The sequence below is a fragment of the Streptomyces sp. NPDC001787 genome (genome assembly GCF_040297465.1).
GTDB lineage: Bacteria > Actinomycetota > Actinomycetes > Streptomycetales > Streptomycetaceae > Streptomyces.
The window spans coordinates 15,943-36,405 of sequence record NZ_JBEOZE010000014.1 but is presented as its reverse complement, the minus strand read 5'-3'; the positions used below and the strand labels follow the sequence as shown (position 1 = coordinate 36,405).

The following is a 20,463-nucleotide window of genomic DNA, read 5'->3' as shown; positions in this document are numbered from 1 at the left end:
GGGGTGGCTGTTCTGGCAGACCCGCATCCTCATCAGCACGACGCAGGGAGACGCTGCGCTGCGATCCCCCGCAGCCACGGACACCTCCCGAGGGACGTCCGCGACCGAGCGCAGTAGGCAGGGCCCCGTGATCAGCGGATTCACGGTGCGCAAACCTACAGAGGGTAGTACACCCAACTCATGGACGCCGGAAAAGGGGCCGCTGCCGAAGATCGCAGCGACCATGAAAGGTCGAGGAGATAGGCACAACTGCACTATTTAGTAAGTGAGTTGGTGCAGCGAAGGAGAGGTAGTCGCGTGTACTTGAGTGTCCCCTTCGAAGACGGTGAAGTCTTCGTCGTCGAGTTGTCCGACGAGCAGGGCTCCGGGGTGATCCGGGCGAGTCGTGGCGACGAACTCTTCGCGACGTCGGCCGACACGTTCGAGTCGGGTATGGCCCGGGTGCAGCGGGTGGCTGCTGCCATGCTGGAGCGTCTGGCGGATCTGCCACGCAAACCTGATCACGTCCGCGCGGAATTCGGATTGCGGGTGACAGCGGAGGCGGGCTTGGTCGTGGCGAAGGGATCTGGAGAAGCGCACATCAAGCTGGAGCTGGAGTGGAACCGCTCCGAGGGCGGCACGTGACGTCGGCAGGCGTGCCGGACTCCGCGTGGGAGCGGGGGGGGTGGCCCGGGTGCTGCAGGACGGCCGTCCCGTCGGAGTGGCGTTCCTCATCCCCGACCGACTGCTCCTTACCTGTGCTCACGTCGTCGCCTCCACCGCAGGCCTCCCGTATGACGAAGCGCTGCCGGACCTTCTCCCGGTCACTCTCGACTTCCCGCTGCTGCCCTGTCGTCCCGAGGCCGCGGCCTCCGTGCACTTCAGCGTGTCGGTGGCTGGTGACAACAGCGGCGATGTGGCCGTCCTGCAGCTGATCGACGAGCTCCCGCCGGGGGCCGTGCCCCTGCGGATCGTAGAGGCGGATGACCTGGCCGGGCACCGCTGGCAGGCTTCCGGCTTCCCTCAGTACCCAGGGCGTGGTGGCAGCAGGGACGCCGGGATCTGGACCCGCGGCACCGTCGAGGGCCGCGAGGGTACCGGTTGGTGGCAGCTGACCTGCGACGAAGAGGCACCGTTTCCGCTGACAGGCGGCTTCAGCGGGGCGCCGGTGTGGGACGAGGAATACAGCGGTGTCATCGGCATCGTGTCGCCGTCGGGGGGACGAGCGACGCCGGACCGGCTACGCCCCCGATCAGCTCCAGGTCCTCCGTGCCCTCGTCTCTGCGGTGAGGGCGAGACGGCCAAGATCGTCCCAGCCCTCGGAAAGCCCCGGCTGAGAAGCACCGCTCCGACGGCCATCACGCTGAGGGCAGTGACGGTCCTGCTACGGAAGAGGAGTGTGGTGCGTTTTTTCGAACGTTCTTGCATGTCGGAGCCTTCCAGTTCGTTGAACGAGTGAAAGACCAGGGTTAGTTGGTAATCTGAGGAACATTTTCTGTCCACTGTCCTCCACTGCGTGTCCGCGCAGGTCAACAGCACTGAGAGACGGCCGGAAGGTTCTGGACGCGGCGGACGGATCGACCGAAAGGCAGCATCAGTGCACGATGAAGACCGGCCTACCCACAGGCTGTCCGGCAACCTGCACGGAACCTACGAGGCCAAAGCCCTTGCTCAATGGCTGCGTGAGCTTGTTGGCGACCGGAGCACGCACATGCTGCACGACGCCTTCCCCTACAGCCCCGGGGAGAGCCAGTGGAGCGACATCCTCAGCGGCCGCAAGTTGATCTCCATTACCCAGCTGACGGGTTTGGTCAACTACCTGGTCCCCGACCAGACCCTGAGGCGGGCGTATCTGCACGACGGGGCACAACTGATGGAAGCCGCAGAACGGGCCGAGGCCGCCCGCAGAGCAGCCAGGTCCAAATCTCGCACTGCTCCCGGCAACACCGTACCGACCGTCCGCAGAAGGGTCGTGCCCGCGCCGCCCACGGACGGGGCGGACAACAACTCCGAAACCGCCGAGGAAGAGCCCCTCGCCGTTCCCGAAGGCAACAAGCCACAGGACCACGGCGCCGCGCCCTCGGCGGGCGGGACGGGAACAAGTCCTGCCGCAGTCCAGCCCGGCGGGCACGGACGAGGCCCACGCATCGCACTGATCGGCACCGCCTGCCTCGCCCTCCTCACCGGCGGAGGCTGGCTCACCTGGAACCACCTTCATGAAGCCAGGCAAACCGCTGGTGCACCCGGTGTTGCCCCCACCAGCCCCAGCCCTTCAGCCTCGCCATCCCCTGAGGACACTGCCTTTGCCGCTCTCGAAAAAGCGAAGAGAGGCAAAAAAGGAAAGGGGAATTTCAAGTTCGTAGTCGGCGTGAAAAGGAGCCAAAAAAAGCTAAGCGAAAAGGTGGGCGGAGAGTGGGTTGGTGCAGAGATTGACTACGCGGTCAAGGTTCTCGAAGCCATGGGTCTCGCCGAAGACTGGCAATACGAATTTAAAGGCGTAGCGACAGACGATCGAGAAAAAGAACTGGCCGAGGGGGGAGGCGGAGGGGAGGAGATGGGCGGGAAGGGGGTCGATATGTTCATTGGCACTTACGGGATCTCGGACGGCAGGAAGAAGGGAAGTGCAAAAAAACCTGCTGTAATTTTCGCCGGACCGTACCTTGAAACGGATCAAAGAATAATGATGCGGAAGAACCCGAACAAACCCGAGGAGGCGCTATTTGACGACGATTCCAGGGTGGTGAATGACCTTACCGATCTCCCGGATGGTGCCCGCGTATGCGTAGTCAGCGGGTCCACCGCAGAGTTGCACGTCAACGAGCTTAGCGAGGAGAAAGGAGAGCTTCCGTACGAGATCATCCCGCGCAGCGACTACAACATTTGCGTTGCAGATCTCGACAAGGGTAAGGATCCTGAATCCAGGAGTGGCGTAGACGCAGTAATGACAGACGCCGCAATCCTGAGAGGTTTCCAAGTGGATAGGAATTGGAAGTATATTATCAGTGCGGACGATTTTGGCAAAAGTGAAGAGTACGGAATTGACCTAAGCAAGAACAGCTTGGCCCTAAAAAGTGCAGTATGCAAGGCTATGGAAGAGGTGAGGGAATACCGATCCACGGCGTACTCAACTCTCGGGAAGAGTGTGACCATCTCCCCGAAAATGTGGGCGTGCGCTGATGCCTGACCAGCGGTCCGCGCAGCCGACGACTACCTGACCGCTGCTTTATAGGCCGCACGGCGGAGGGCGAGTGCGTGGATGTGGTCGGCGAGTCGGCCTCGGGGCGGCAGACGAGGCCGTCGGTGTGGTGGTCGACCAGGCGCTCGAATTCGGCTTCCAGCCGTCCGGTGGGGACGGGCCCGCGGGTGTGGTGGCGGGCGAAGTAGCCGGTGAGGGAGTCCAGTGCGTTCAGGAACTCCTCGGGGTCGGGGCTGCGGCTCGGGCCGGAGCGGAAGAGCGCCGTGATGACCTGCCGCTTCCAGAACCGGGCCTCACGGTCTTCACCGAGGCCGAGGTGGTCCAGGTAGAGGCAGTACGCGGCACCCGTGTGTCCGAACTGCGTGACGCCCTCGTCGTCGCCCAGAAGTGTCGCCCTGGAGCCGCAGATGGCGGCTATCTCCATCACCGACATCGAGGTCCGCACCGACAGATACCGTGCGGCCGGTGTCGAGGTGGGCTGGTTCACCGACCGCAAGACCGTCCCCTGGCTCGACAACGCGCCCTCCGTCCAGATCGCCCGGCCTGACGACGGTGGTCCCGTTCAGATCACCGCCGGAGCGGCCCGTTTCGTACCCGAGTGGTGCGAGGACCAAGCCGACTGCGGACCGTGCGAGTGCGAGAACTGCGGGCCAGGGGGCGAGGGACCACTCCCCTTGTGGTGGCCACGGCAAGTGACTGACGGCCGCCCCCTTCCCACTGGACTGCTTTGTCACCGCTATCTGCGCAGACACCACCCGCCCGCACCGCCTGCGGGCCAAGGTGTGGGGCGACGACGGCAAACGGCGCTGGGTGACCCGCCCGTACTTCGACCTTGAGGAGGAACAGGTTCAGGCGACGGCCCGGCGATAGCAGGTCACGGTGCGACCAGCTATCGGCAGGGGTTGTCGGTGTCGCCCGGTGAGACGAGTCCTGTCTCGTAGGCGAGGACGACGGCCTGAGCCCGGTCGCGCAGAGTCAGTTTGGCGAAGATTCGGGCCACGTGGGTCTTCACTGTCGCCTCACTGAGCGTCAGTTCGCTTGCCAGTTCGGAGTTGGAAAGACCCCGGCCCATGAGCGTCAGTACCTCGCGCTCGCGCGGCGTCAGTGCGGCCAGGTCTCGGTGGACGGCTGGGGTTGCGAGTCCCGAACCGGTTCTGGAGGCACTGGAGGCGAAGCGCTCCACCAAGCGGCGGGTGATCGAGGGTGCGAGCAGGGCGTCACCGGTGTCGACCAGGCGTACGGCGGCAGTCAGATGCGCGGGGGTGACGTCCTTGAGCAGGAATCCGCTGGCTCCGGCGGCGAGGGCGGTATAGACGTAGTGGTCGAGGTCGAAGGTGGTCAGCATGATCACCCGGCAGTCCGGGGCCTGCGCCAGTATGCGGCGGGCGGCCTCCAGGCCGTCCATGATGGGCATTCGGATGTCCATCAGCACGACGTCGGGCCGCAGCCTCAGCACGGTGGCCACGGCCTCGGCTCCGTCGCCGGCTTCGCCCACCACGTCGATGCCGCGGGCGCTCAGGATCAGGCGGAAGCCGGTGCGGACCAGCTCCTGGTCGTCGGCGATCACGACGCGAAGGGCGGGTTCGGTGTGCGCCGTCATGGCCGGTCCAGCGGGATCCGGGCGCGGACTCGGTAGCCGCCGCCGAGGCGGCGGCGGGCGTCCAGGTCGCCGCCGTAGACGGCGACCCGCTCCCGCAGGCCGAGCAGCCCGCGCCCCGTTCCGTCCGTCTGGCCCGGGACCGGCTCTTTCCGCGCGGGCCGGCTGTCCGACAGGACGCTCGGTCCGCTGTTCAGCACCTCGACTCGCAGGTAGTGGTCCGCGTATCGCACCGTCACCTCGGCTTTCGCTCCGTCCCCGTGTTTGAGGGCATTGGTCAGGGCCTCCTGGATGATCCGGTAGGCGGTGACATCGATCCCGGTCGGCAGCGGGCGCGGCTCACCCGAGATGCGCATCTCCACAGGCAGGCCGGCAAAGGCAATCCGGTCGATCAGCGGGCTGAGCCGGCTCAAGCTCGGCTGCGGTGACAGGTCCACACCGTAGGGCTCGTCGTCGCCATTCTGCGCGGGTGCGAGCAGGCCGAGCAGGTGCCGCAGCTCGGTCATCGTGTTCCGCCCGGCGCTCTCGACGGCGCTCATCGCCGCCGCAGCCTCGTCCGGCATCGTGGCCAGCACCTCGCGGGCGGCCCCGGCCTGGACCACCATGAGGCTCACGTTGTGGCTGACGATGTCGTGGAGCTCGGCGGCGATCCTGGCCCGCTCGGCGTCGACCGCGATCCGCGCCGCGCCCTCGCGCTCCCGCTCCAGCAGCCAGCCACGCTCCTCGATGGCCGCCTGGTGCAGCCGCCGCGCCCGGACCGCGACCACGCACAGACACCCAGCGGCGCCAACTGCCGCCGCCAGGGCGATGACCAGCAAGATCGTCCCAGATCCCCACACCGGATCATCTTCGCAGCTGTCCGAAGCGCCCCGCATCAGCCCCCGGATGCAGCTCCGTACATCCCCGGGATGACCTGCCCGGACGGATACATCCGGGGGGTGACGCCCCGTCCGCAGACTCCGTCCTAGGTTCGAGCCATGACAACTGATCATGGCAGTGCCCGGCAAGTGGTGGTGCGGCTGGACGGCGTGCACAAGGAGTACGGCGACGCGAAGGCCCTGGACGGCCTGTCGCTGGAGATCAGGGCAGGGGACGCGGTCGCCGTCATGGGCCCCTCCGGCTGCGGCAAGTCCACCTTGCTCAACATGGTGGCCGGCCTGGACCGGCCGACCTCGGGCACAGTCGAGGTGCAGGGTCATGACCTCGGGAAACTGAACGAGACCGGCTTGGCACTGTTCCGGCGGCGGAACGTCGGCATGATCTTCCAGTTCTTCAACCTCATCGACGATCTGCCCACCCTGGACAACGTGGCGCTGGCCGCGCAGCTGACCGGCACCCCGGCCCGGCAGGCGCGCCGCCGTGCCCTGGAGCTCCTGGACGAACTCGGTGTCGCCGAACGCCGGAACAACTATCCGGCGACGCTCAGCGGCGGCGAACGGCAACGGGTCGCCGTCGCACGGGCTTTGATGAACCGCCCGGCCCTGCTGCTTGCCGACGAGCCGACCGGCGCCCTCGACAGCCGGTCGGGCGAGCAGGTGATGGATCTGCTGATCGACCTCAACCAGATCGGCCAGACCCTGTTGATCGTCACCCATGACCCGCAGCTGGCTACCCGCTGCGCCAGCCGTCTGATCGAAGTCGCCGACGGCCGGGTCGCCCGCGAGAGCACGCTGGAGGCGACCGCGTGAGCGCCGTATGGAGAGCCTCCCGCGCGGCCGTCAAGCGCCGCCGGCTCCAGACCTTCGTCATCGGGCTCGTCGTGCTCTGCTCCACCACGACCGTCCTGCTCGCGCTGGCGCTGCTGAGCGCCGCCTCGGGCCCCTTCGACAAGGCCTACGCCGCACAGCGCGGGGCCCATACGGTGGCGGCCTTCGACACCACGAAGGTCTCACAGGAACAGTTGGCACGGACCGCCCGGCATCCTGGGGTGGAGGCCGCGGCCGGACCGTTCGGGCAGGCCGTCGTCGACATCCCCAAGGACTGGCTCTGGATGGCGGGCGGCACCCTCACCGTGGTGGGCCGGGCCGATCCGGCGGGCACCGTGGACCGGATCGAACTCCTTGAGGGCCACTGGGCCACCGCACCCGGCGAGATCGTCGTCAACTGGTCCTCCCAGGGCTCCCCCGGCACCGCGCTGCTCGGCACCGAGCTGGAGACCCCCGGCGGAGCAACGCTGAACGTCGTCGGCTTCGCCACCAGCATGAGCAAATCGGCGAGCGCCTGGGTCTCGCCCGAACAGATGGCCGCACTGCACCCGACCTCCGCCCAGATGCTCTACCGCTTCACGGACTCCTCGACGGAGGCCCAACTGAGCGCCTCGCTGACACGGGCCACCACGGGACTGCCCAAGGAATCGCTGACCGGCGCACAGACCTACCTCACCCTCAAGCAGGCCTTCTCCGCGCTGGCCGACTCCTACCTCCCATTCATCACACTCTTCGGCATCCTCGGCGTGCTCGTCTCCACCCTGATCGTCGCCAACGTGGTCAGCGGGGCGGTCGTCTCCGGGTACCGGCACATCGGGGTGCTCAAGGCCCTGGGCTTCACCCCCAACCAGGTCGTCGCCGTCTACCTGACGATGCTCTCCGTACCGGCGCTGGTGGGCTGCGTGCTGGGCACGCTGGCAGGCAACGCGCTGGCCGGGCCGATCCTGAAGGGCGCGTTCACCGGCATCGACGTGGGCCGGGCCTCCGTCGGCGACATCAGCCCGTGGGTATCCGTGGCCTGCCTCGTAGGCATACCCGCCCTCGTCCTGCTGGCCGCGCTGGTCCCCGCCCTGCGCGCCCACCGGGTGCCCGCCGCGGAAGCGATCAGCGCGGGCGGCGCGCCGCGGGCCGGGCGCGGGCTGCGCGTCCAGCGGCTGCTCGGCGCCACCCGGCTGCCTCGCCCGGTCAGTCTGGGCCTCGGCCAGCCGTTCGCCCGCCCCAGCCGCACCCTGCTGACCATGGCGGCCATCGTCCTCGGGGTCACCACGGTGACCCTGTCGACCGGACTGACCAGCACCATGGTGGCGTACGGCAATGTCGGGCGGGAGGACGGTGGCGCCAGGATCCACGTGACGACCGGGGGATCGGGCAACGACCGGACCCCGCCCCGGCTCAGTGACCCGCAGATCGAGAAAGGGCTGCGGTCCCTGCCGGGTGCGCAGGGGGTACGGGCCCGCGCGCTGTCCCAGGCGAACATGACCGGGCAGACCCAGCCCGTCTTCGCCGACTTCTACCGTGGCGACGATTCCTTGTACGAGCACACCATCGTCAAGGGCCGGGCGCCGGCCGCGGCGGGCGAGATCGTGGCCGGTCCGGCGTTCCTGGCCCAGCGCGGGCTGAAGCTCGGTGACCGGGTCACGCTGGAGCTGAACGGCAGGAAGATCACCGCGACCGTCGTGGGCCAGCTCATAGAGGGCAACGCCCGGGCACTGGAGGCCGCTTGGGAGAGTTTCGCCCAACTTGCGCCGGACGCCCACGCAACCGAGTACACGGTGCGGCTCGCCCCCGGCGCCGACGCGCGCGCCTACGCCGAGGCGGTCGCGGTGCTCGACCCGGGCCTGCACGCTTCGGTGCTGGACTCCGGCAACGCCGGCACCGCCACCGTCATCACCTTCTCGACGGTGTTCACAGTGCTGCTGACGCTCGTCGCGTCGCTCGGTGTCTTCAACACCGTTCTCCTGAACACCCGTGAGCGGCGCCGGGACCTGGGCATGCTCAAGTCGATCGGGATGACCCCCCGGCAGGTGGTGGCGATGACGGTGACCTCGGTCACCGGGCTGGGCGCCGTCGGCGGGCTGCTCGGCATCCCGCTCGGGATCGTGGCGCACCGCCTCGTCGTGGACAACGTCGGGGTGGTCGACTTCCCCGCGTACATGAAGGACGTGTGGCACGCGCCGCAGCTGGCCGCAATGCTTCTGGCGGGTGTGGCGATCGCAGTCCTCGGCGCACTGGTCCCGGCCCGGTCGGCGGCCCGGATGACCATCGCCTCGGTGCTGCACACCGAGTAGATCACCTGTCGGCATGGTGCAGAGAAGGTCGACGACGCTCTCGCCGGCCACTGCCTGCTCCCAGCTTCGCTCCGCAATCATCTGCGTGAGTGCTGGCTGCGGGTCATGGCCGGTCCGTGCCCCCTCGGGCACGGAGGCGCTGGTGCGGCGCTTTGGCTGCGGAAGCGCCTATCCCTCCTGGTCAACCTTGTGATCCTCGTTCGGAACACCCTCGTCGTGGTCCTGGGCGACGGTGCGAGCGTGCTGATCGGCCAGAGCACGGACCAGCTTCTCGTGCTGCTGATGCACCTCGTGTCCTGTCTGCGCTTCGCCCACCGGGCCCCTCGTCCTCTGACCCCTCCCCCGGCTTTCCGGGGTCGGGCGGAACGAGTATGGCGACAGCCGGACGGGCCCGCTGGATCTTGACGAAGGATGGCGCGAACTCCACCACCCTCCGGCCTGTACAGAAGCGCCCCGGTGGGTCTCTCCGCTCGAAAGTTGGGGACACAGCCGATGCCGGTCACTGAGCCGGCGCGGAAGCCGGTCTCCGCGCGGCCGGTCCCGCCAGGCGGTGTCACATCAGCCCGCCCCGCGCCGGCCGCACGGGCTGCGCACGGCACCCAGGAATGGGACGAGCAGCACGGCACCACCGACGCCCGACAGACCACCGCCTGACAGTGCGGCCGTACCCCAACGAAGGTCTGCAAGCCACGCAAACCCAACAGCGAGCGGGAGACCCTGCGGATCGTCGACATCATGAACGTGCGGACCGTATGTCGTGTGGCCAGCCGCGCCCTCGGGCCCAGGTGGCGCAGGCTCCGGGCGGCCGAATATCTAGTGCCGTGTCAGTCACGTTTGCCCTGTTGTGATGTGACGCGCCGCCCGGGGTCCTTCGCCGGATGACGGGCGGCGGTCACCGTGTGCGGGTGGCGGAACGAGTTCGCGCACGTGAGATCGATGATGACGAGGGCCGGTGGCTGCTGCGGATCATCCGCCGGGGCATCCGAACAGGACGAGGACTGCTCTTGGGTTCACGCTTGCTGCTGGGCGCGAACGGTTTCACGGTCCGGGCTGGTCGCCATGCTCGCCGACGGTGCGGGGCCAGGTCCAGGCGTATCGCAGGATGAGGGCGAGAACGATCACTTCCAGTGCGACGCCAAGGCCGTAGAAGTACGTCCAGGACTCGCTCACCGCGTTGAATGCCGCGAAGGGGATCTGTACCGAGGCCACGATGAGGTTCGTGATGCGGTTCGCCCGGGCGGGCAGCGTCATCGACAGCACGACCATGAGGATCGGGATCGCCATGAGCGCGAGGAAGGCGGTCAACAGCGTCTGGCTGATGTCGAACTCCCAGACGACACCGACCAGGATGTCATTGATGACGCCGGGCTTGAAGAAGGCGAGAATGTCCACGTAGACGTACAGGAACATGAAGCTTGTCCACGCTGCGGCGAGCTTGGCTCTCACCGGGATCTGCTGGTCTTCCAGTGTGGTGGTGGTGTGACGTGTTCTCATCATGGGCTCCGGAACTCTTTCAGTCCAAAGATCTACTTTCACCAGATCTGAGTTCCCCTAACCCTGCACTAATTTCACTGAGAGCCATCAGTGTGTTACCGCGTGGCGCGAAGGTCGTGGGCGTGCGGAGACGCACGGCGCCTTCCCGGAGAGCGCCGGCAAAGGATTTGGGGTTCATGACGAAGCGCTTCGCACGGGCGGCCCGCGGGATCCGCCTGACGGGTATGACACTGGTGACAGTCGCGGGCACAGCAATGTTCGCCGCCCCGCCCGCGAACGCCGCGGAACAGCTGGGGTCAGGACGTGTGCTTCTGGGACCAGCCCGACAGTCAGGGGCAGATCCGCCGAGTCTCCAGCCCGGCGGGGGGCACCTGCTTCAGCTTTGAGACCCCACGGCCCGACGGAACCACGTCCAGGCCCAAGGCCATCCACAACGCGCGTTCCGGTGCCTTGTGGGGTACCCACGGCATCGACTGCTCAGGCGAGTACGGCGGTGTGATGGGGCCCAACGCCTTCACCAACATTATTGGCCCCAACACCAAGTCATTCCGGGTCTTCGACTGTGAGAACGGCAAGATCTGTTCCTGAGAGAAAGATTTCTCCGGGTCGAAGAGCACGACGGATTACGCGGATTCCTGCTCGCCCATCGGGATTGACTCCGCCAACTCGCTGTGGAGCCGCTCCGGCAAGGCCATCGGCCTCTACAGCGGCCTGACGTGTGTGGGAGCGAACTGGAAGGGAGACGTGCCCTCCGGCGCCTTTTCACACCTGAACAGCAGCTTCTCCAGGATCAGCCGCGTCTGACAGTATGCCCCGGCCCGTGGAGCCGATCTGCCCAGCGCACAAGCACGGGAGGATCGGCCTCACGGGCTGAACCGTCGCCTGAGTCACGCACTTGAGGCCTTCGCGGCGGCGGTGTTCGTCGGCCGGTTCACCACCGGGCAGCGGCTGCTCGACATCGCGCAGGCCGCCGCAGCAGCTCGGTGGCCTTGCGCAGGCGCTTGCTGGAGCTGGGCTGCTTGGGCGAGTAGCGTCGGTCTGGCGGTGCTCAATCTGCTTTCCGAGGCTGCGGCGGAGCGTCCGATGCTGTGCGTACGCATCGGTGGAACCCGCTTGGAGGGCCGACACCGCAGCACGCCGCCTATCGTCGGCGCCGCCAGGCCCCGGGCGACGAGCACCCCGATGGCGTTCTGGCCCATGTCCATGCCGCTGGCGATGCCGACGGCCAGGGCCGTGACGTTCTTGAGTACACCGCCGAGCTCACAGCCGATGACGTCGGTGCTCGTGTACGGGCGGAAGTACGTGGTGTGGCAGGCGGCCTGGAAGCGGTGGGCCACGTTCTCGTCGGGGCAGGCGATGGTGGCGGCAGCCGGTTGTTCGCTGACGATTTCGCGTGCGAGATTGGGGCCCGAGAGGACCGCCATCCTTTCCTTTGCCACGCCGGTCGTCTCAGCGATGACCTCGCTGGCCCGCATCCCGGTCCCCTGCTCGATGCCCTTCATCAGTGACACGATCACCACGTTGTCGGGGATGTGCGGGGCCCGGCCGTGAGGTTGGCCCGCAGGGACTGGGCGGGAATGGAGAGCACCAGGTAGTCGGCGCCACTCATCGCGGCTGCCAGGTCGGTGGTTGCGGTCACCGCCTCGGGCAGCTTGACGTCCGGGAAATAGGCCGGGGTGCAGCGGGTGGTGTTGATGGCATCGGCGATCTCGGGGCGCCGGGCATGCAGCGTGACACCGGTGCCGGCGTCGGTAAGGATCTTCGCCGCGGCGGTGCCCCAGGATCCGGCCGAGAGGACCGCCGCGTGGGCGGGACGCGCGTGACTCACTGGGTGTTGCTCTTGGGCGATTCCGGGCCTGCGTCAGCTCCGGGGGCCTGCGCGGTCATCGTATCGGTAGGGGCACCGGCACCCGGTGGTGCCGGAGGGCGGCGCAGGGTCAGCAGGACCGCGCGCCGGCCGGGAAGGGTGGGGCGGCGCCGCCCGGCCTCGGCGAGCATGCTCGCCGCCTGCTCCTGGCCGAGTTCGTGCCGCAGCTCAGCGGCGTGGTCGATCCACAGCCCGTACAGCCGGTTCCACATGGCCGGTTCGTCCGGACGCTCGTCGATGTGCTCCAGGGTCAGACCCGCGGCCGCCGCCTCGTGCGCCCATGCGTTCCCGGTGCCGCTTCGCGTGGAGCGGGTGAGGGCCAGGCGCGCGCCGGGGGCCAGGATCCGGGCCAGCTCGTGCAGGGCGGCCGCGGGGTCGGCGGCGAAACCGAGCGCGTCCACGCACACGATGCCGTGCGCGTGGACGCTCGGCAGGCCGGTCGCCTCCAGGGACGCGGTCCGGAAGGCCGCCCGATCAGGTGCCAGACCGAAACCCGCTCGGCGGGAGACGGCTTCCCGCACAGCGACGGGAGAAAGGTCCACGCCGATGAGGTCGGAGTCCAGAGCGCGGGCCAGCCACAGGCCGACTCCGCCGGTGCCGCATCCTGCGTCCACCAGAACCTGCCGGGGGCGCAGCCGCAGCCGTGCCACCAGCAGGGACAGCAGTGTCCAGTCGCACGATCCGGAGGCTGCTACCTGCCCGGGATATTCCTCGCCGTGGGCCTCGGCGTACAGGCGGGCAGCGATCGTGGTCCTGGACCGGGCGTCGTGGAGTGCGTCGAACCGGCCGGCGAGCCGTGCTTCACGGGAGGCGCGGGCTGCCGCACCGTCACGGAGGGGCGTCATCGGGGCATCTGCCTGGTCACCCGGGAGCCGGTGCCAGGGCATACGACCTGCACCGCGTGCACGGGCCCTTGAGGCTGGGAGAGATCGAGTGCCACCGGTTCGTGCCCGGTGACCTGCTCGACGGCTGTTGCTGTCACGAGTACGCGGGCGGCGAGGGAACCGGTGGGGGAATCGAAGCCCTCCGCCACCTGCGCCCAGGGAACGAGTCCCCTACTGCGCGCGGGCCGGAACACCGCGGCCGCATCTGGGGCTGTGTCGCTGGGAAGGTCATCGCGGGTACCTGCGATGAAGGTCAGCCGCGACTGGGCAGCCTCCGTCAGCGCGCGGGTGAGCGCGATACCCGGGCTGCTGTGGCAGCCACCCCCGGCGAAGACCGGCGGTAGGCCCTCCGACCACAGGTATGCCAGACACACCGGCAGTCCGTACGCGCCCTCCACGAGGGCCAGTTCCAGCGACATCCCAGCCCGGCAGACCATCTCGACAACCCTGCGGCCGGCTGGGTCGTCCACGGTGCGCGGGTCGATCCAGGTACGCAAGGACCCCGCGGCGAGCCCGTCACGGTGCAGGACATCCCGCTCGATCACCTCGTAGAGGCCGTGCAGCAGAGCCTCGTCACGGGTGTTCCCGCAGGCCAGTCCCGTGCTCGTGGCCCGCAGCAGGTCCGGGCTCCAGTCGCCGCGCTGCGCACGGCGGCGCACCAGGTCCAACGGCATGAGAACCGCAGTGCCGCGCACCAGGCCCGTTCCCGGTGTCCAGTCCCACACCACCCGGGCGAGCGCCCGGTCGTCGGCGGGGCCGTTGAGCGGCAGCGCCCCCACGGGGCAGTCCGGAGCGACCTCCGCGGCCGGGCCCCGCGCTGTCAGGGGCAGGGGCTGCTCCACATGCCACAGCTCGATCGCCTCCATCACCGCCGACAGCCTGGCAAGTTCATCGGTCAGTCCCTTGCCCTGCGACGCGCTCAGCGTGAGGGAAGCGGGGCGGATCGCGGTCCAGGTCGGCAGACCGATCACGTCCAGGTCCGTCAGCCGGGCCAGACGGGTGATCCCGTAGTCCGGCAGCCGTCCGGCCAATGCCTCCCACGTCTCCTGGGGCATCCGGGCCCGGATCGTGCCAGGCAGTTCCACCAGCCGTTCATCCAGCATGGGCGGCACGCTCCTTGCATTCGTCGAGGTATCCGGGCACCAGTCGCTTTGCCGCGTCCACCGCACGCTCGGCTGTGCCCAGCCCCCGGGCGGACGCGTGCGCGTCCAACTGGCCGACGGGCGTCTTCCACGCCTCCGACAACAGGGTGCGGGTCAGGCCCGAGCGGATCGCGCTGATCGAGAACCCGGGTCGCGCGGCCCGGTCGGCTTCCCGGGCGCGGGCGTAGCGGGCGACCGCGCGCCGGTCCGCCAGGGTCTCACCGGTCAGCAGACGGGCAACGGTCTGCTCGTCCCGCAGATCCAACCGCGGGTGGAAGACCCGGTGCGCGGGCAGAGTCCCGCCTGCGTCGGCGAGACGCTCGGACAGCGGCCGGCCGGGCTCACCGCCGGGGTGCAGGGAACGGTGTTCCAGGAAGGCGTGCCAGCGCCGGGGGAACCGAGGGTCGAAGACCTGCTGGTAGACGAGCCGGTCGATGGTCAGCAGGTCGATGCCGGCGACCCGGCTCCGCGCGAAGTCGTTGGCCCACTGGCGGACATAGAGGTTGTCCGGCACCGGGATCACCACAGGTGACGGGGCGCCGGCGAGGGCCAGTCGGACGGCCGCCAGGGCGTCGGCCCGTTTCAGGTCACCGAAGTACCGGTCGCTGCCGCGCCAGTCGGCCAGCCACTCGGAGAAATCCGGTGCGCCCGCCTGCCGGCAGACCGCGTGCACCGCCGCCGGGGTCCGCTGAGGGTAGTAGACCGCCCGGAACGCCTCCAGCAGGACTGCGGCGCGTTCCCGGTCGACCATGCCCTCGTTCCGGGCGAGCTCCAGCATGTGGCGGAGGTTGACCAGAGGCCAGGTCAGCGCCTGCCACTGCCCGTCCGGGGCCTGACCGACGGCGACCTCGTCGTCGCCCTCGATCTCGCCGCTCGCGTAGGCGTCGAAGACGGACCCGACACCGGCCATGCCGTACGGGGCGAGTTCGGCGGCCCGTAAGGCACCGATACTCGCCGCCCCGATCACCTGCACTCCGCGTCCCAACGCGGCCAGGATCTCCTTGTGCCGCAGGGCCGGGCTCTGGTGGTACACCCCGTCGATCAGCACCACCTGGTCGCCGTCGGCGACCGAAGGGGCGAACAGGTCCCCGTGCCGGGCCGGGGGCCGTACCAGCACCCGCGGATCCCGCAACAGAGGTTCGGACCGGGAGAGGGTCGGCCCGAGGAAGACGTGAATCACCACAACTCCTAGGAGGGAAGGAGGTGGTGGGGTGCCTCCCGCAGGCCTGGGCCTGCGGGAGGCACCCCACCGGTTCAGGAAGTGGAGGTGCCTACCACTCCTGCTCGACGTCCTCGGCGAGCGCCAGCTCCTCCAGGACCTCGGTGGGCATCTCCGTCATCTGGGACTTCGCGGCGATGGGCTCGGACTTGGGCACCATGAGGTAGCTCCTCAGATTGGGAATCAGCGGCCGATCGACTGACCGGCTCGAACACGTAGAGTGCACCGCACTCTCACGTAGCGCCGCCAGAGGGGACGCTGTAGCGGCCTGTAGCGGATTCGCGCATCACAGGTAGCGGCATGTAGCGGTTGGCCGCTACGCCGGACGCCCTCGGCGGCGCGGGGTACGTTGCCTTCCCATCCGCTTCACAGACTCGGCAAGGAACGGCGGGACCGAATAGCGCAGACGCCAAGCCCGAAGCGCTGCGCGACCGTCTCGGCGTTCCCGCCGACAAGCGGGTATTGCTGATTTTCTGCGGCAGCAGCGCATCTACAGCGCCATCCGTACCCAACTCGCCCCCTGTCAGAGCGGTACAGCGTGCTGCACGTCGTCGGCGAGGGCTACCTCGACCCCCAGTTCCCGACCGGCCTGGATACTGGCAGCTGGGCATCCAGCCGCGCGACGCCATGCCTCACGCCCTGGCCCTGGCGGACCTCGTCATCGGCCGGGCGGGGGCCACCACCCTGGCCGACCTGGAACTGCCCGCCGTCCTGGTGCCGCTGCCCGCCTCCGTCAGCCGCGGTGACCAGCTCGACAACGCGCGCCTACGCCGCTCAGCCCCCCGGAGCGCTGCCGCGTCGTCGCCGACGAGCAGCTGACCGACACCGGCGTGTACCCGTCCAGGCCTGCGCCGCCCTGTCCGCCGTCCCCCGCGGCCGGAAGCCGCAGTCGAGCACGTCGCTGATCTCGTCCTGCAAGCGGCGGATCAGGACCGGTAGCGCAGGGTCAGTCGTGGTTGCCGTACATGTCGCGGATCTCCGCCTCGCTCTCGCCCCGGTAGGTGACGTGCCAGTGCATGTGCTTCGACTCCTGGTACAGGCCCAGGTTCGTCGTCACCGAGCACGCCCCATACTCCCTCTCCACACCGGCGGCCACCTCCCGCACCACGGCCACCACCTCGTTCAGCAGGCCCTCGTCAGCGTTGCCGAGGTCAGTGAACGAAGGGACATGCTCCTTGGGAATCACCACGATGTGCACCGGGTACGACGGGTTGGTGTGCCGAAAGGCCAGGACCCGTTCGGTCTCCTTCACCCTCTCGATGGGAACCGCGCCGGCCAGCGCCTGATGGCAGTAGAAGTCGGAGACGGTCGCGGAACCGGTCACAAGCGCACACCTTCGTTGGGCAGGAATGCCGGAAGGGCGCCTGCCCGACGTGGTCATGGGGCAGGCGCCGACGACAGCGTAGCGACCAGCCAACCCGCAGCCGAAATCACCCAACCCCCATCCACCGAACGAGTGTTCGTGCATGTCGGCCGCTCGGCACCGGAGTTCTCCCGCAGGCGAGAACGGTTCCAGCTCGGTCCTGGCGGCGTCGGCGAGATCCGCGCAGACGGCAGTTCGAACAACTCGTCCAGAGACACGCCGCCGACCCGCAACTGCTCGCCACCGCGTTGGTGGCCGCCGCCCGACCGACGGCCTCGGGATACCGAGACGACGCCACCGCCGCTGTCATCGTCCGGCCGGAGGCTCGACAGAACCACTAGGCCGACTCTTCTGGATCACTCCCGCGGGGCTGGATGTCAGTACGGGGTGTGAGAGTCCTGGGCATGACGATGCCGGAGGGCCCTGCGAGTGCTGCCTGAGATTGGGCGCGACCGCCGCGACCGGCGGCGTTTCGGCCAACAGGTTTGCCTGCAAGCGCCGTTGGGAGGCAAGGGCCGGTGTATCGCGCACTGGCCATTCACCGTGGTGAACAGGGGTTCGAGGTTCGGCCGGAACGCATGTGTTCGAAGTCCCGGAGTGCTCGTTGAACCCGGCGATCCCCCGGACCGTCAGGAAGGAGCATCACTCGATGCCGACCGGCTCACGCCGCAATACCCCGCAGGGCTCGAAGAGGGCACCGGCAGGGAAGACCATCTCTGATGCGGAGCGGGAGCTGTACGGCGGGCCGCTGCGCTACGACCAGTCGTACGTCCGTCACGAGGGCCCGCTGACGAGGCTTTCCTTCCGGCACATGGCTGCCGCGCTGCCGCGCATGATCGCCCTGGTGCTCCGTACCGGCTGGCAGACGGACAGGCGGGCGATGGCGGGGGTGGTGGCCGCGCAGCTGGGTCAGGGGGTGGCCGCGGCGTGGGGGCTGGTCGCGGTCAACAGTGTGCTCACGAACCTGTTCGCGCAGGGCCCGACGGCGGAGAAGCTGCGTGAGGCTCTGCCCGCGTTGTCGGTACTGGCGGTGACCGCGGTGATCTCGGCCCTGCTGATGGCGTGGTCGACGGCGATGTCCGGCCGGCTGGAGCCGCAGGTCGAGCGGGCGGTCTCGGCGCGCTACTACACGGCCGTGACGCGGGTCGAGCTGGAGGCTACCGAACGCCCGGAGGTACAACGGGTGCTGGAAGCAGGCCGGTTCGGTACGGACTCCGCGCGCAGCATGCTGGGGCTGTCCGTCGGGGTCGGCAACGTTCTCATTGCGATGGTGGCGGCCGCCGTTGTTCTGGCGTCGCTGCACTGGATGCTGCTGCCGATGCTGCTCGTGATCGCCCTGCCCAAGGGATGGGGCGCGGTCCGCTCGGCACGCCGCGAGTACGTGTCGAAACTGCACTGGATCGACCACCGGCGGGCCATCGCCTCGCTCCTGGGTTTCCTGACCCGCCCGCACGCGCAGGGCGAGATCCGTGTGCACGCCGCCGGGGAGAGGCTCCTCAAGAGTTATGAGGAGATGTCCCGCCAGACCGAGGCGGAGCAGCGGCGTCTGGCCCGTGCGCAGGCCTTTACGGACCTGGTCGCCGGTGGGTTCGCGGGCATCGCGTCGCTGGCCTGCTACGGAGTGCTGTGGTGGCTGCTGGCCGACGGGTCACTGCCGCTCGCGGTCGGCGGCACGGCGGTCCTTGCGATCCGTGCGTCAACGGCCCGGTTGACCTCGCTGGTCCAGCAGGTCAACCGGCTGTACGAGGAACTGCTGTTCCTCACCGACACCGAGGAGGCCATTGCCCTGGCTACTGCGAACGCCATCCCTGCCACCGGTGCCCCGTTGCCGGCCCGTGTCCGTCAGGTCAGTGTGGAGAACGTGTCGTACACCTACCCGGGGGCCGACTCCCCTGCGTTGCGGGACGTCAGCTTGCGGGTCCGGCGTTGTGAGGTGACCGCGCTGGTCGGCGCGAACGGATCCGGCAAGACCACCCTGACCAGGGTGCTGTCGGGGCTGCTGCTGCCCTCGGCCGGCAACGTGTGGTGGCAGGCCGGTGACGGCGGTGACGGGGTGGAGCTCAGGGAGGCCGACCGGGCCGGGGTCTTCGCCTTGGTGGGGCTGCTCGCGCAGGACTTCCCCCGCTGGGAGATGACCGCGGCCGCGAATGTGGCGATCGGGGCAGGCGACCGTGTCCGCGACATGGACCGGGTGGAGTCCGCCGCCCGGTCGGCCGGTGTCCTGAAGCTGATCGAGGGCTTGCGCCACGGCTGGAACTCCATCGTCTTCAAGGGGTACGAGCGAGGAGTCCAGTTGTCGGGCGGTCAGTGGCAGAAGCTCGGCACGGCGCGGAGTCTCTACCGAGGGGCCCCCTTCCTCCTGGTCGACGAGCCGACCTCGGCCCTCGACCCGCACGCGGAGATCGCCGCGTTCGAGAGCCTGTGGTCCCTCGCGGAGGAAGGCCACGCGGTCCTCCTCGTGACGCACCGTCTCGCGGCCACGGCCAACGCCGACCGCATCTACGTCCTCGACCAGGGCCGACTCGCCGAAGAGGGCACCCACGAACAGCTCATGGCCGTACCTGACGGCATCTACCGGTCGATGTACACCGCCCAGGCAGCCCAGTACGGAGCCACTTCCCGGGCCGTTCCCTCGCAGCCGGGCCACTCCCCCGCCCCGGATGCGAACCCGGTGAAAGGCGGCCCGCAGTGAACACCGCCGCTCCCGGCCCGGGCCGCCAGGCCGAGGATCCAGCTTTTCTACCGGGCCCGGTCCTGGTCCGCCGCCTCTACTCGCATATGGGCTGGACCCGATGAGCACCCCGGACGCGGCGGCGGCCCGGGGGGCGATGGTCGCCCGCCTTGAGGCGGCCGGAGCGGTAGGGCCCGGCCCTGTCCGCGACGCACTGCTGGCGCTCCCCCGTGAGGTGCTGATGCCGCAGGCCTACGTCCGGCGCAGTACCCCGGCAGAGACGCCGCCGCGGTGGGACTTGCTGGACTGGGCGGCATGGCGGGACCGCCCGGAACTGCTTGGCCTGCTTTACGGGGGTGGCAGTGTGCTCGTGCAGCACGACGGGGAGCCGCTGCTGGACCGGGTGCGCGGATCCCGGTCGGGTGGGGCGATCTCGTCGATGTCCACGGTGATGGGCCTGACCGTCGCACTGCTGGAGGAGCTGGATCTGCGCCCCGGTCTGCGGGTGCTGGATGTCGGCACGGGCGCGGGGGTGACCGCTGCGCTGGCCTGCCAGGTCTGCGGCGACTCTGGTGTGGTCACCCTCGACCGCGACCGGCATCTCACCGAGGCGGCGAAGGTGCGGTTGGCGGGTCTCGGCTTCCGGCCTCACGTGGTGTGCGGGACGGGGGACGAGGGCTGTCCCACACAGGCGCCGTTCGACCGGATCTTCGTCTCGTACGCGGTGCGGCGTGTACCTTGCGCCCTGGTCGAGCAGCTGGCCCCCGGGGGCCGTCTTCTGGCCCACGTGACCACGGCCTCGCCGTCGTCGAGCGCACCGTCGGCGGGGAGTTCAGGGCGGAGCTGCGTGGCGTGGAGTTCGCCCACCGGGCCGGGCACGGCCTGGACCGGATCTGGCTCAACGAGGAGTTCCGGCAGCCCATGGCCACCGAGCCCGGCACGTGGACCCAGCGGGGCATGCTGGCGCCGCCCGCGGACAGCGACCGCGGATTCTGGCTGGCAGCCGACCACCTCCTCGGAGGTCTGGTGCGGGATTTCGGCGCTGAGCACCACGTGA

General features: G+C 68.9%; 16 protein-coding genes and 1 pseudogene. 8 read left to right on the top strand and 9 right to left on the bottom strand.

Going from position 1 to position 20,463, the window contains the following annotated elements; all coding sequences use genetic code 11:
• Nucleotides 1-297: 297 nt before the first annotated feature.
• From ABT170_RS20125 to ABT170_RS20115, 3 genes are all read left to right on the top strand, one after another.
• Nucleotides 298-624, top strand: coding sequence for a CU044_2847 family protein (locus ABT170_RS20125; RefSeq protein WP_351869106.1), 327 nt, complete (start codon nucleotides 298-300; stop codon nucleotides 622-624).
• A 40-nt stretch (nucleotides 625-664) separates the two neighbouring features.
• Nucleotides 665-1,438, top strand: coding sequence for a trypsin-like serine peptidase (locus ABT170_RS20120; protein ID WP_351869103.1), 774 nt, complete (start codon nucleotides 665-667; stop codon nucleotides 1,436-1,438).
• Between the two features lie 138 nt (nucleotides 1,439-1,576).
• Nucleotides 1,577-3,163, top strand: coding sequence for a type 2 periplasmic-binding domain-containing protein (locus ABT170_RS20115; RefSeq protein ID WP_351869100.1), 1,587 nt, complete (start codon nucleotides 1,577-1,579; stop codon nucleotides 3,161-3,163).
• Here ABT170_RS20115 and ABT170_RS20110 read toward each other — a convergent pair.
• The 3 genes from ABT170_RS20110 to ABT170_RS20100 form a co-directional block, all read right to left on the bottom strand.
• The gene (locus ABT170_RS20110; RefSeq protein WP_351869097.1) at nucleotides 3,066-3,662 is read right to left on the bottom strand and encodes a hypothetical protein; all 597 of its coding nucleotides are present in this window, start codon (nucleotides 3,660-3,662) and stop codon (nucleotides 3,066-3,068) included. The two genes, ABT170_RS20115 and ABT170_RS20110, sit on opposite strands and share 98 nt — an antisense overlap.
• Nucleotides 3,663-4,064: 402 nt before the next feature.
• Nucleotides 4,065-4,775 (bottom strand): response regulator, encoded by a 711-nt coding sequence (locus ABT170_RS20105; RefSeq protein WP_351869095.1) that lies wholly within the window; start codon nucleotides 4,773-4,775, stop codon nucleotides 4,065-4,067.
• On the bottom strand, nucleotides 4,772-5,590 hold the full coding sequence (locus tag ABT170_RS20100) for a sensor histidine kinase (protein WP_351869092.1): 819 nt from the start codon (nucleotides 5,588-5,590) through the stop codon (nucleotides 4,772-4,774). The genes ABT170_RS20105 and ABT170_RS20100 overlap by 4 nt, the downstream gene beginning before the upstream one ends.
• Nucleotides 5,591-5,749: 159 nt before the next feature.
• On the opposite strand from ABT170_RS20100, the gene ABT170_RS20095 reads away from it, so the two are divergent.
• Together ABT170_RS20095 and ABT170_RS20090 are read left to right on the top strand one after the other, a co-directional pair.
• A complete protein-coding gene (locus tag ABT170_RS20095; protein ID WP_351869089.1) occupies nucleotides 5,750-6,460 on the top strand; it encodes an ABC transporter ATP-binding protein in 711 nt (236 codons plus the stop codon).
• Nucleotides 6,457-8,766, top strand: a complete 2,310-nt coding sequence (locus ABT170_RS20090) for an FtsX-like permease family protein (RefSeq protein WP_351869086.1) — start codon at nucleotides 6,457-6,459, stop codon at nucleotides 8,764-8,766. The genes ABT170_RS20095 and ABT170_RS20090 overlap by 4 nt, the downstream gene beginning before the upstream one ends.
• Before the next feature lie 1,038 nt (nucleotides 8,767-9,804).
• On the opposite strand, the gene ABT170_RS20085 is transcribed toward ABT170_RS20090, so the two are convergent.
• From ABT170_RS20085 to ABT170_RS20065, 5 genes and pseudogenes are all read right to left on the bottom strand, one after another.
• The gene (locus ABT170_RS20085) at nucleotides 9,805-10,263 is read right to left on the bottom strand and encodes a DUF6326 family protein (protein ID WP_351869083.1); all 459 of its coding nucleotides are present in this window, start codon (nucleotides 10,261-10,263) and stop codon (nucleotides 9,805-9,807) included.
• Nucleotides 10,264-11,405: 1,142 nt separating this feature from the next.
• Nucleotides 11,406-12,109 (bottom strand): annotated as a pseudogene (locus tag ABT170_RS20080) (NAD(P)H-dependent glycerol-3-phosphate dehydrogenase); the annotation flags it as partial.
• Nucleotides 12,085-12,972 carry a class I SAM-dependent methyltransferase gene (locus tag ABT170_RS20075; RefSeq protein WP_351869080.1) on the bottom strand — a complete coding sequence of 296 codons (888 nt, stop codon included), beginning with the start codon at nucleotides 12,970-12,972 and terminating at the stop codon, nucleotides 12,085-12,087. The gene ABT170_RS20075 and the pseudogene ABT170_RS20080, both read right to left, overlap by 25 nt.
• A complete protein-coding gene (locus ABT170_RS20070; RefSeq protein ID WP_351869077.1) occupies nucleotides 12,969-14,114 on the bottom strand; it encodes a YcaO-like family protein in 1,146 nt (381 codons plus the stop codon). The genes ABT170_RS20075 and ABT170_RS20070 overlap by 4 nt, the downstream gene beginning before the upstream one ends.
• Nucleotides 14,104-15,333: a TfuA-like protein gene (locus ABT170_RS20065; RefSeq protein WP_351869074.1), complete on the bottom strand. Its 1,230-nt coding sequence runs from the start codon at nucleotides 15,331-15,333 to the stop codon at nucleotides 14,104-14,106. Before ABT170_RS20065 ends, ABT170_RS20070 begins: the two co-directional genes overlap by 11 nt.
• A 666-nt stretch (nucleotides 15,334-15,999) precedes the next feature.
• Between ABT170_RS20065 and ABT170_RS20060 the strand changes: the two genes are divergently transcribed.
• Complete coding sequence (locus ABT170_RS20060; protein WP_351869071.1) at nucleotides 16,000-16,191, top strand: glycosyltransferase; 192 nt, start codon at nucleotides 16,000-16,002, stop codon at nucleotides 16,189-16,191.
• Between the two features lie 127 nt (nucleotides 16,192-16,318).
• Here ABT170_RS20060 and ABT170_RS20055 read toward each other — a convergent pair whose 3' ends face one another.
• Nucleotides 16,319-16,696, bottom strand: coding sequence for an HIT domain-containing protein (locus ABT170_RS20055; protein ID WP_351869068.1), 378 nt, complete (start codon nucleotides 16,694-16,696; stop codon nucleotides 16,319-16,321).
• Between the two features lie 688 nt (nucleotides 16,697-17,384).
• Here ABT170_RS20055 and ABT170_RS20050 point away from each other — a divergent pair.
• Together ABT170_RS20050 and ABT170_RS20045 are read left to right on the top strand one after the other, a co-directional pair.
• Entirely contained in the window at nucleotides 17,385-19,427 is a 2,043-nt protein-coding gene (locus ABT170_RS20050; protein ID WP_351869065.1) for an ABC transporter ATP-binding protein, read from the top strand.
• Nucleotides 19,428-19,527: 100 nt separating this feature from the next.
• A complete protein-coding gene (locus ABT170_RS20045) occupies nucleotides 19,528-20,463 on the top strand; it encodes a protein-L-isoaspartate O-methyltransferase family protein (RefSeq protein WP_351869062.1) in 936 nt (311 codons plus the stop codon).